The organism is Streptomyces hygroscopicus subsp. hygroscopicus, assembly GCF_001553455.1.
GTDB classification, from domain to species: Bacteria; Actinomycetota; Actinomycetes; order Streptomycetales; family Streptomycetaceae; genus Streptomyces; species Streptomyces hygroscopicus.
This window is the reverse complement of record NZ_BBOX01000061.1, coordinates 1-10,553: the sequence shown is the minus strand read 5'-3', so window position 1 is coordinate 10,553 and position 10,553 is coordinate 1. Positions and strand designations below refer to the sequence as shown.

10 protein-coding genes and 2 pseudogenes are annotated in these 10,553 nt (G+C 68.7%); 4 read left to right on the top strand and 8 right to left on the bottom strand.

Translation table 11 applies throughout. The features are described 5' to 3' along the window. The coding region (locus AXW62_RS07985; protein WP_306305045.1) for a hypothetical protein at positions 1 to 543 on the top strand (543 nt) is incomplete at its 5' end. Position 544: 1 nt separating this feature from the next. On the opposite strand, the gene AXW62_RS40580 is transcribed toward AXW62_RS07985, so the two are convergent. The 3 genes from AXW62_RS40580 to AXW62_RS07970 form a co-directional block, all read right to left on the bottom strand. Next, the gene (locus AXW62_RS40580; protein ID WP_174556364.1) at positions 545 to 877 is read right to left on the bottom strand and encodes a hypothetical protein; all 333 of its coding nucleotides are present in this window, start codon (positions 875 to 877) and stop codon (positions 545 to 547) included. A gap of 235 nt (positions 878 to 1,112) precedes the next feature. Beyond that, a complete protein-coding gene (locus AXW62_RS07975; RefSeq protein ID WP_079115522.1) occupies positions 1,113 to 2,390 on the bottom strand; it encodes an RICIN domain-containing protein in 1,278 nt (425 codons plus the stop codon). Positions 2,391 to 2,804: 414 nt separating this feature from the next. Beyond that, a complete protein-coding gene (locus AXW62_RS07970) occupies positions 2,805 to 3,332 on the bottom strand; it encodes a DapH/DapD/GlmU-related protein (protein ID WP_060943880.1) in 528 nt (175 codons plus the stop codon). Between the two features lie 114 nt (positions 3,333 to 3,446). Between AXW62_RS07970 and AXW62_RS07965 the strand changes: the two genes are divergently transcribed. After that, positions 3,447 to 4,376: a LysR family transcriptional regulator gene (locus AXW62_RS07965; RefSeq protein ID WP_060943879.1), complete on the top strand. Its 930-nt coding sequence runs from the start codon at positions 3,447 to 3,449 to the stop codon at positions 4,374 to 4,376. Between the two features lie 230 nt (positions 4,377 to 4,606). Here the strand turns inward: AXW62_RS07965 and AXW62_RS07960 are convergent, their stop codons facing one another. Next, positions 4,607 to 5,458, bottom strand: a complete 852-nt coding sequence (locus tag AXW62_RS07960) for an SDR family oxidoreductase (protein ID WP_060943878.1) — start codon at positions 5,456 to 5,458, stop codon at positions 4,607 to 4,609. Positions 5,459 to 5,577: 119 nt separating this feature from the next. Between AXW62_RS07960 and AXW62_RS07955 the strand changes: the two genes are divergently transcribed. Further along, positions 5,578 to 5,958 carry a winged helix-turn-helix transcriptional regulator gene (locus AXW62_RS07955; RefSeq protein WP_060943877.1) on the top strand — a complete coding sequence of 127 codons (381 nt, stop codon included), beginning with the start codon at positions 5,578 to 5,580 and terminating at the stop codon, positions 5,956 to 5,958. A 174-nt stretch (positions 5,959 to 6,132) separates the two neighbouring features. On the opposite strand, the gene AXW62_RS07950 is transcribed toward AXW62_RS07955, so the two are convergent. The 4 genes and pseudogenes from AXW62_RS07950 to AXW62_RS07935 form a co-directional block, all read right to left on the bottom strand. After that, on the bottom strand, positions 6,133 to 6,966 hold the full coding sequence (locus AXW62_RS07950; RefSeq protein ID WP_060943876.1) for a PIG-L family deacetylase: 834 nt from the start codon (positions 6,964 to 6,966) through the stop codon (positions 6,133 to 6,135). Between the two features lie 588 nt (positions 6,967 to 7,554). Continuing rightward, entirely contained in the window at positions 7,555 to 8,214 is a 660-nt protein-coding gene (locus AXW62_RS07945; RefSeq protein ID WP_214516846.1) for an alpha/beta fold hydrolase, read from the bottom strand. Beyond that, a complete protein-coding gene (locus AXW62_RS07940; RefSeq protein ID WP_060943875.1) occupies positions 8,157 to 8,981 on the bottom strand; it encodes a class I SAM-dependent methyltransferase in 825 nt (274 codons plus the stop codon). Before AXW62_RS07940 ends, AXW62_RS07945 begins: the two co-directional genes overlap by 58 nt. Positions 8,982 to 9,220: 239 nt before the next feature. Then, positions 9,221 to 9,382: pseudogene (locus AXW62_RS07935) on the bottom strand (IS5 family transposase); the annotation flags it as partial. A gap of 245 nt (positions 9,383 to 9,627) precedes the next feature. Here AXW62_RS07935 and AXW62_RS07930 point away from each other — a divergent pair. Then, positions 9,628 to 10,553, top strand: a pseudogene (locus tag AXW62_RS07930) (IS256 family transposase); the annotation flags it as partial.

Genomic DNA, 10,553 nt, shown 5'->3' with positions numbered 1-10,553 from the left:
CGTGCCCGTATGGAGCAGCTGATGGGCCGGCCCGCCCGGACGCCCGGTGGCCGCCGACGGCGTGCGGACACACGGTGGGCGGTGTGGTTCGCGCTGACGTTCGCCGGGATGACGACGGTACTCGACTGGGCCTCGGGCGGGCTCACCGTGGCGCGGGCCGATCTGTGGGCCCTGCTCGCGGTGGCGGTGTTCGCCGTGCTGCGGCCACCGCGGGTGACGGCGGGCGGTGGCCGGCTCACGGTACGGGGCCTCGTACGCGTCCGCCGGGTACGCACCGACGCCCTGGCCGGGGTGTGGCGGGACGGCCGGATCGCCACTCGTCTGCTCCTGCGGGACGTCGACGGCCACCGGGTGACGCTCGATCTGCGGGTCCTGGTCGCGGATCCGCTGCTCTTGCACGAGCTGGACACCGGTGCCCGGCGCTCCCTCGAAGCGGGCACGTTGTCACACGGCACGGACATCCTGCGGCTGCTGGGCCGGCACCTGGATGACACGGCCACCCGGGGCATCCTCGACGCCTCCGGCCTGGAGCAGGGACGCTGACTCAGCCGCGCAGGGCCCGCAAACGCGCGCTGCGGACATCGGCGGTCCGGCCCCGCACCACCAGGAACAGACCCTCCCGGGCCGGCCGCTGGGCGGCGCTGCCGAGGCCGGAGGCGCGGCCGCCGCCCGCCACGATCGCCGCGGTGGTGGCGGCACGCAGCACGTCGTAGGCCCGGGTCTTCACCGCGAGCCGATCCGCCAGCCGCTCGCCCGCCGGTACCTCGTCCACCAGCGCGTACGCCTCCCGGCGCACCGCGCGCAGCCGCTCGCCCAGCGCCTGCGCGGTCTCCTTCGCCGCCGCGTCTCCGGCGGCCTCCAGCAGGTCAAGGGCCACGCCGAACACGGCCGGGTCGGGGTTGGTGTTCTTCGGCCGGTCCGACGACCGCCCACTCCTCGTAGGGACGGCTCCGGGCCGCCGCGTCCTCGGGCACCCACCAGGCCGTCCAGCTCCAGGCCGGCCGTGCGGGTGCCGGTCGGCGCGGCGAGCTCCAGCCGCGGCGTGGGCCGCAGACACCGGGCTGCTCACGGGCGTCCAGGCAGGCGGACAGCGCCTCGCCCTGGTTGGCTGGTCAGACCTTCACCAAGTCGTAGGTTCCGGTGCCGTCCTGCCTGCCGCTGCTGTACTGGCGCAAGGACTCGCCGTCGGCGTAGCGGTCGTGGCCGATCATGTAGCCGGTGTACTTGTTCTGGACGCCGATCTTCCCGGAGCCGGAGACGTCGCGGTAGATGTAGAACCGCTGGAGGTCGTCCTCCGCGCAGGGGGCCGTCATCAGGGCCGCCCCTTCGTTGGCCGCGTTCTGCTCGGCGACGGTAGCGCACCCGCCGTTGCCCCAGTTCCACAGGGACGCCTCAAGGACGCCGTCGTGCTCTGTCACGTTGCACAGCCGCCAGTTGTCCAGGTGGGCGCTGAAGATCGTGGAGGGCCGCAGGCGGACACTGTCAGCCGCCAGGAGCGGCGCGCCCCAGGACAGGGACTTGCCGGGTACGGCGATCTTGTAGGCGTCGGTGCCACAGGTGAGAGCGGCCCGTATGGTGGGCGCGGTGGCCGGGGCGCTCTTCGCGCTCTTGGTGGCCTTGGCGGCGCTCTCGGCCGCGTGCCGGGCCGCGGTGGCCTTTGCCGAGGGGACCGGGCCCGCCGCGTGCTTGGCGGTGGCGCTGCCGCAGTCCAGCAGGGTCTGTGCCTTGGCCATGATGCTGTTTGCGGGGACCTTGTCCTCGCAGCGCACCGCGCCTTCCTCGAGGGTGGTGTAGGTGGTGTAGCTGCCGGTGTCGGGGCCCTTGACCCACTTCAACGCGTAGCTGCCGTCGCCTTGTTGGACGCGGTTGCAGTTGAGACTGCCGTAGGTGCCGGTGACCTTCTTCGTGCCCTTGTAGAGCCCGTAGTAGCCGGGCTGGCCGAAGTTCCAGGTGATGGAGTCCGAAACGCTGCTGGTGGAGGTGTAGGTGACCTGCACGTTCAGGCCCAGGCTCGCGCCGACTTTGCCGAGGGTCTCGATGGCGAAGCTGCCTTCGACGTTGCCGTTGAGGCCGACGGAGACCGAGATGGTGGTCTGGGTGGTGGTGTTGACCGTATGTGTGCCGGTGGTGCCCTCGGTGACGTACCAGCCCTTGAAGTGGGTGATGGTCGGGGACACCTCGGAGGTCTTGATGTACGGGTGGCGCGTGCCGAGGTCGGCCGTGGTACAGGACTGACCGGCCTCGGGCGCGTCCCCCGCGGCGGCCGTCGTGGCGGGTGCGGCGGCGGCCGGTGAGGCCGTAAGGCCCGCCGCGGTGAGCACGCAGGCTGCCGAGGCGGTGGCGGCCATGAGCGTTCTGCCGATGCGGCCAACTGGTATTCTGGAGCGCATTGTTGCCCTTCCCCCTGGTGGTTGCTGGCCCGGTAAGGGGTGAATGTAGCGGCCAACGGGGGTGGTGGCGTGAGCCCGGAACTGGCCAAAAATCCCCATAGAAGGGCTTATTCCGCCCCTGTACACGCGGGTGCCGTCCGCCCGGCCGAGGCGGACGCCGGCGCACGCGACGACCGGCTGACCACCGCCGAGCACGGGGAACTGAAGCAGCTCCGCACGGAAGTGGCGGAGTTGAGGCGGGCGCATGAGATCCTCGAAGCGGTGATCAGCCCAGGGCCGGCCTCGCCTCCTGTTGCTGGTCGGCAGCGGCGGAGCGGCCCCACTGACGGTCGGCCGACCGGGCGTGATGGGGCATCAGGATCAGAGTACTGACGTGCTGTTCGCCCCAGGCCGGTGGCCCGGCCGGGGCCGGGCTCAGTCAATCGTCTTGATCGCCTGGGCGGGGACTCCCGCGACCAGGGTGCGGGCAGGAACATCACGAGTGACCACCGCACCGGCAGCGACCACCGCGCCGACACCGATGGTCACTCCCTGCGTGATCGTTGCTCCCGCACCGATCCAGACGTCGTCTTCGATGACGATCGGGGCGAGGGAGAGGTACTCGCGGCGCTCGGCGAGGGGCAGAGGGTGCCCCCCGGTGATGAGATTGACCTTCGGGGCGATCATGACACGGTCGCCGATCCGAATCCCGCCCTTGTCCATGAACGTGCATCCCTGGTTGACGAAGACGTTCTCCCCGAACGTCGTGTTCAGCCCGCACTCGGTGAAGAACGGCGGGTAGATCGTCACCGACTCCGGGAGCGGACCACCGAACACAACGGAAAGTAGTTCGGCACGGCCTTCGCCATCGCTGAACGGCAGCACGTTCAGCCGAGACGTCGCGTCGGTCACCTCCACGACTCGCTCCATGTGACGCGCGAACTCGGGCTTCTGGACATACATGATCTGAGCTGTGCGAGTAGACATGCGCTCATCCCACCACCCTGAAGAACCCACGATCAAACAACCTCGCGACCAGCCAGCGACAACCAACCGTTGTGAAATTAGGGTGGGAGTGTGGATGTTGAAGCGATGCGGACATTCGTGGCGGTCGCCGAGACCGGCCAGTTCCAGGCGGCGGCGGACCAGCTCGGGATCAGCCAGCAGGCGGTCTCCAAGCGGATCGCGACCCTGGAGAAGCACCTCGAGGTCACGCTCCTGGTGCGCACCTCCCGCGGCTCCCGGATGAGCCTGGACGGGCAGGTCCTCCTCCCGCACGCCAAGAAGGTCCTGGCTACCGTCGAGCAGGCCGAACAGGCCGTGCGTCCCGGCAGCCGGCCCTTGCGCGTCGACGTCCTCAACCGGCGCATCGCTCCTGCCCAGGCCGTCTACCGGTGCTACCGCTCCCACCCCGAGATGAACCTCGACGCCGTCACGCTGAGCAAGGAGAACGCCGCCCAGGCCACCCGCGCGGTGCTCGATGGGACTGTCGACGCGTCCTTCCGTGCTCTGCCGGCAGGCCAGGTCCCGGCCGGGATCAGCGCCGAACGACTTCTGGACGCACCCCTGGAGCTCCTGGTCGGACCCGGCCACCCGCTGGCGGACGCGCCCTGGGTCAGGCCCGCGGACCTGGCCGGCCACCGCATCTGGATCCCCGGGATCAGGCCCGGCACGGAGTGGGCGGCGTTCTACCGGGCACTGTCCGAGGCCTTCGGTCTGAGCATCGACGCGCTCGGCCCCAACTTCGGTGACGAGGCCCTGATGGACGCGCTGGCCGACTCCGCTTCGCTGGCCACCCTCGTCGGCAGCGGGGACCGGTACCTGTGGCCCCAGACCCACGACCTGCGGCGCATCCCGTTGCACGACCCGACCCCGATCTACCCGCACGTGCTGCTGTCCCGCGCCGGGGACCAGCACCCCGTGCTGACCGCGCTACGCGACCATCTGCGCACCTCAGGGCCGCGAACCCCGGACGACGTGTGGGCACCGGGCTGGGTGGACCGCTGACCAGACGACCGATTCAGCGGACACGCCCCAGCTTGCGCGGCCCGGACGCGGCGGTCCCGCCGCCCAGGCAGGCGCCGCCTGCGCCGGTGGTCGGGCCGTCAGGCGTCGTTTCACTCGGTGTCTTCTCCGGCGCTGTCCACCGATTCAGCGCCTGCAACACCTCGGGCACCATCCGCTCGGCAGAATTCTCCCTGCCTGGCCCAGCGCATCACATGTCACACGTCGATGATCTACTTGAATGCGGTTACGTGATCCGTGACGAAGGTTCGCAGGCTACAGGGATTGTGTCCGGTGAGGGCGGCGACGTCATTGGACAGCCACGCGGCATCTCCTTCAGCGATCAGTCCGAAGACCTGGGCGTTGGAGGCCGCGACCGGCTCGGGAAGCCCAGCTTGGACCATCGCCTCGCGGTGCTGGTCGGGTGTGAGTCGGCGGTACTCGATCTCCTCCCCCAGGGCGCGGGTCAGCTCGGCGGCAACGTCGGCGTAGGTGACGAGTTCAGGACCGGTCAGCAAGTAGGTGCGCCCCTCGTGGCCGGCGGGGTCGGCTGCGACGGCCGCCGCGGCTGCGGACACGTCACGTGAATCAATCATGCCGAACCGGCCGTCGCCGGCAGACATCACAAACCCGTGTGTCTGCTTGATCATCGGAGCCATGAAGAACAGGTTCTGCATGAGCAGGTTCGGGGCAAGCAGGGTGTAGGTCAGGCCGCTCGCTTTGAGGTGAGCCTCGATGCGGGCATGATCTCGGCGGCGGTCGACGGGAGAGTCGTCGGTCGCCTTGTGGTTCGTGATCTTGACGATGTGCTTCACCGCCCGGCGGACGGCACTGTCGATGACCGCGATCTCCTGGGCGGGGACCGACGGGGTAATCAAGAGAAGGGTGTCGACACCGGCCATCGCCGCGTCGAGTGTGTCCGGCTGGTCGAAATCGCCCACAGCGATCTCAGTGCCGCTCCAGCTTCCGTCCCGCGGCGCACGCGCCGCATCCCGCACCAGTGCCCTGACGGGGAGGCACTTGCTGTCCAGGAGGCGCACCGCCTCGGTGCCGATCTTGCCCGTCGCTCCCGTTACCAAAATCATCGCGCCTCCATCATCAGCATCAAAGGGGTGGCCCGCGCGCAACGCGGCACAGCCTCTCCAGCCTGCCCAGGCGCCGTATCGTTTGTGAAGTAGGCACCTTCTGGATATACAGGTACCTGATGGATACCGACTCGAAGATCACCTACTCGGAGGACTGCCCGTCGCGCACGGTCTTGAGTGTGCTGGCGAACAAGTGGTCGCTCTACGTTCTGGGCGTGCTCGGCCAGAACGACCGTCCGCTCCGTTTCACCGAACTGCGCCGGCATATCGGAGGCGTGACCCAGAAGTCCCTCACGCAGGTGCTCCGCAATCTCGAACGCGACGGCCTGGTCAGCCGCACCGTCTACCCGACCATCCCGCCACGGGTCGAGTACGCCCTCACCAGCCTCGGCCACGAAGCGGAAGCACTCACCACAGCCATCGCGGACTGGTCCAGGACAAACGCAGCCCGCGTGCACGCAGCACGCGGTGCCTACGACGCCCGTACGGAGGAGACATGAGAGGCCGCTGTCACAGAGCGAGTCCGCGGTAGTCGATCAGGCTGGTGGTGGTCGCGGTGAAGGCGAGGAAGGCTGGGGTGACTGTCTCAGCAGTCACCCCAGGCGCTCGGTGACGTGCCCGCGTCGAGGCGCAGTGCCTGGCCGCGATCGCACTGTGCGGCTCGGACGGTCGGGTCAGCGCAGTCCGGCGAAGAGATCGTTCTCGGGCAGGGCCGCGCCGGTGGCGTCCTGGACACGTACGAAGGTCTCCATGCCCATCAACTCGCCGAACCTCTCCTTGCCCATCTTGAGAAAGGCGATGTTCTCGCCCTGACTGGCGTGCGCGGCCAGCGCGTCGAACTTCTGACCGCTGAATGCGGTGGTGTCCACCCAGGTGGTGATCTCATCGTCGGGGAGGCCGATCTCGGCCATCGCGGCGGCCTCGGCGGGGTCCGGCTCCGGCATGTCCTCATGGAACTCGCGCATGATCTCCCCGAAGCGCCGCATCATCGAGCGGGGCATCGTCGTCCAGTACACCTTCGGTGCCAGTGCGGTCATCTCCAGCGCCGCCATCGTGATGCGGTGGGCCTGGATGTGGTCGGGGTGGCCGTAGAAGCCGTTCTCGTCGTAGGTGACGACCACATCGGGTCGGTAGCGCCGCATGAGTTCCGCGAGTCGGGCGGCGCCTTCCTCCACGGGGGTCTGCCAGAAGGATCCAGGGGCGTCGTTGCTCGGCCAGCCCGCCATCCCGGAGTCGGCATAGTCCAGCATCTCCAGATCGCTGACCTTCAGGACGTCACAGCTCACTTCGAGTTCTTGACGGCGCATCAAGGCGACGGCCGCCGGATCGTGCCCGGGATCGCCTGGCTTGACGCCTCCCGGTCCGTCACCGCAACCGCCGTCGGTACACGTCACGAGAACCGTGCGGATGCCTTCCGCCGCGTACCGTGCGAGGACTCCTCCGGTTCCGGTGGCCTCGTCGTCGGGGTGGGCATGCACTGCCATGAGCGTCAAGGGCCGGTCGGTCATGAAACATTCCTCCTGCAGACAATACGTCGTGGTCCGGGTCCGCGGCGGGCGTTCCGCCATCTGGGGCCCGGTTCCCGCGGGGCGGATGGCCTTGTCCCCACCCGTGCGACGCCGGTCCCTCGGTCGAGGCAACAGTGCTGGCCGGACGGCTGTTCCCGGCGCGGCCGCTTGGCCTTCCCAAGGTGTCGGCGTGCGAACTCGAACACGGTACAGGCGCAACCTGCATGCCTCAGCGCCGGGTCGGATCCGGCTTCTCTCCGCCTGCGCCAACACCGCCGCCGACCGCCTCACCGTCCTCGATGCCACGCTCGCCCAGATCCCCGACGCGCACCGCCACGGCACCACATCCTCATCCCTGTCCTCGAACGTGACGGAACCTCATCGAACGAGCAGGCGCCCTCCAGGCGCAACTGGTCCATATGCACGGTCGCTCTCCACAGGCACCGAGACATGTCGACGTCGGCGAGGACCAGCTGAACCGCGTCCACACCCTGCAGCGATGCCCACCGCACCACGACTTCACCCGCCCACCGACACCAACGGCCCGAGCAGCGGCGCCTTGAATCGGTTGTGTGATGTGGCCGGGGGTTATGGCCGGGTGGTGATGGCGTCGATGAGGTGCTTGGCCAGGAGGTCCGGTGCTTCGGTGTGGGCGAGGTGGCCCTGGGCGGGGAGGCGGACCAGCCTGGCCTGGGGCAGGGCTTGGGCGAGGACGGCGAACGACGTGCCGTAGGGCGGTTTGTTCTCGTTGCGTTCACCGAGCAGCAGGGTCACCGGTGCCTCGATACCGCGGTAGCGGTCGAAGGCCGGCTGGTGGGCGTTGAGGGCGGTGAGTTCGTCGGCGACAGGGTGCGCGAGAGGCCGCAGTACCGGCCATACGGGATCCTCGCGCAGGGCGGCCACGTGGTCGGCGGAGTAGCCGGCCATTGTGCGTTTGACAACCTCGACGGCCTGATCGAGGTCGCCCATGGTGAGTGCGGCGCGCAAGGGCTCGATGGCCTCGAGGCCGAACGGCTTGGAGACGGGTTCGTAGGCGATGACCGATCGCAGGCCGCGCCGTTCGGTCGCGGCTTCCAGCGCGATGAGGCCGCCGTAGCTCCAGCCGAACAGGTCGATGTCCGCATCGAGGGCGTCCGGACCGGGTTCGCGGCAGCCTCGCCACAGTAGAGGTCCCCACCGTGGCCGTGCGCTCAGCGGGATGCCAGAAGTCCGTACAGCAGAGGGATCTCCGGCCCCGGCAGCCGCCACCAGCCGGATGAGCCACGAACCATGTGGGGCCAGCGCGGCCAGGGCAGTTCAGGGCTCTCGCGCAGCCGTCGGATGTCCAGACCCGCTCCGACCAGGGCATTGACGACCTCGCCCAGCCCGTGCGGCCACTCGTAGCTGTCGGTGGCGCCCTCGACGGCCGGGCCGTCGGTGTAGGTGTGTGTCGCGTCGCGGTGTACGGGGCCGCTGCCATCCAAGTAGTCGTGCCGAAGCAGGAGTTCGGGGCCTTCTCCAGGAGCGGGCTTCGGACCCAGCGAGTTCAGGAGCGGGTGAAACTCCACGACGTACAAGCGGCCGCCGGGACGCAGCAGGGCGGCGACGACACCAGCCCAGCGGTCCAGGTCGGGGAGGTAGCACAGGGCGCCCTTGCCGGTGTAGACGACGTCGAACCGCTGTCCGCCGAGGGCGTCCACCGCGTCGTACACATTGGCCTGTACATACCTCACATCCAAGCCGGCACGCGCCGCGATGCTGGTCGCCGCTGTCACAGATGCCGCGGAGAAGTCGAGGCCGACGGTCCGCGCCCCGCGCTGTGCGAAGGCGATCGTCTCCGTGCCGAGGTGGCACTGCAGGTGCACCACGTCGCGGCCGGCCAGCTCACCGAGGTCGTCCCACTCCCACGAGGCGAACCAGCGGGACGGGTCGGTCTCCCCGTCGATCCCGTAGAACCGGCTGGCGAGGTGGACGGGGGTCCGGGCGTTCCAGTTCGACTGGTTGGCCCGCATCATCCGCTCGTAGGCGTCGGTCATGGGCTCACTATGGCAGGCGTCCTCGGGAGGCGGGGAGACCCCGGGAAAGCCGATGGCGTGACCTTGCAGACCGTGGAACCGCGGTGATGCTTGCCCGCCTCCCGACCGCTGCACCGGCGAGGAGAACCGGCCGAACCACTCGGGCGAACACCCGCTCCCATTCCGGACTAAGAGGTCGTTTTCTCCTGGTATTTCATCGCAGAATGATTATTGACCCTGTGGTGTCGGGTCGCGCCAGGAGATGGTTTTGCTTCGCCGGTGAGGCGGCGGGCCATCAGGTCGGTCATGGCGAGCTGGATCATGGCCTCGGAGCGGGCGGGCAGGGTCTTGTAGTCGCGGGCCAGGCGGCGGTGGAACATCAGCCAGCCGTAGATCCGCTCAACGGTCCAACGCTTGGGCATCGGGCTGAATCTTCTCTTTCCGGGCGTGCGCTGGCTGAGCTTGTTCGAGGTCGCACGGGTAGGGCAGGGTCGGGCCGGGCGGGCATTCCACCTATAGGCCGTCCAGACCGAGCAATGCTCAAGACCTGTGGATCGGCCTCGGGTGGGGTGCCTCGCGGAACGCGGAGGGCGTACCTTCCCGAGTGATCGACTTCTGGTCATCGAGTAGACCCGCGTTCGCAGCGCGGGTCGGGAAGGCACGCCCCGTGCTCAGCGTAGTCAGCAACGATGGAACCACCGAGACCGGCTCCCTGATGGACGACATCGTCCGCGAGGGAGCGAGGCGGATGCTCGCCGCGGCCCTGGAAGCCGAAGTCAACCAGTACATAGCGGAGTTGGCCGACCAGCGCGACGAGTCCGGTCGGCGCCTCGTGGTCCGCAACGGCCACCATCGTGAACGCACCGTTGCGACGGCCGCCGGGCCGATCCCGGTGACGGCGCCCCGCGTGAACGACAAGCGCGTCGACGAAGAGACGGGCGAACGCAAGCGGTTCTCGTCGCAGATCCTGGCCCCCTGGTGCCGGAAGTCGCCGAAGATCAGCGAGGTCCTGCCCCTGCTCTACCTGCACGGACTGTCCTCTGGAGATTTCGTGCCCGCGATGGAACAGTTCCTGGGATCGGGGCCGGCCTTTCGCCGGCGACGGTGACCCGGCTGACGAAGCAGTGGACCGACGACCACACCGCCTTCCATGCCCGTGACCTGTCGGACTGCGACTACGTCTACGTGTGGGTCGACGGCATCCACCCCAAGGTCCGGCTCGGACAGGCCCACTCCTGCGTCCTGGTCCTCATGGGCGTGCGCGCGGACGGCCGCAAGGAACTCATCGCGCTGGCCGAGGGGCTGCGTGAGTCGGCCGAGTCGTGGGCGGATCTTCTGCGTGACTGCCGGCGGCGCGGTATGCGCGATCCCGAACTCGTCGTCGGCGACGGCGCGATGGGCCTGTGGAGGGCCCTCGCAGAGGTGTTTCCGCAGGCCAGGCACCAGAGGTGCTGGGTTCACAAGGTCCGTAATGTCATGAACGCGCTACCGAAGTCGGCTCAGCCCGGCGCGAAGAAGGCCCTGCAGGAGATCTACAACGCCGAGGACCGCGACCACGCCGAGAAGGCGAACAAGGACTTCGAGCGTACCTAC

Excerpts from the sequence above, each read along its gene's own strand:
- AXW62_RS07950 (WP_060943876.1), bottom strand. The coding sequence starts at position 6,966 with ATGACCGACCGGCCCTTGACGCTCATGGCAGTGCATGCCCACCCCGAC.
- AXW62_RS07940 (WP_060943875.1), bottom strand. The coding sequence starts at position 8,981 with ATGACCGACGCCTACGAGCGGATGATGCGGGCCAACCAGTCGAACTGG.
- AXW62_RS07975 (WP_079115522.1), bottom strand. The coding sequence starts at position 2,390 with ATGCGCTCCAGAATACCAGTTGGCCGCATCGGCAGAACGCTCATGGCC.
- AXW62_RS07970 (WP_060943880.1), bottom strand. The coding sequence starts at position 3,332 with ATGTATGTCCAGAAGCCCGAGTTCGCGCGTCACATGGAGCGAGTCGTG.
- AXW62_RS07960 (WP_060943878.1), bottom strand. The coding sequence starts at position 5,458 with ATGATTTTGGTAACGGGAGCGACGGGCAAGATCGGCACCGAGGCGGTG.
- AXW62_RS07955 (WP_060943877.1), top strand. The coding sequence starts at position 5,578 with ATGGATACCGACTCGAAGATCACCTACTCGGAGGACTGCCCGTCGCGC.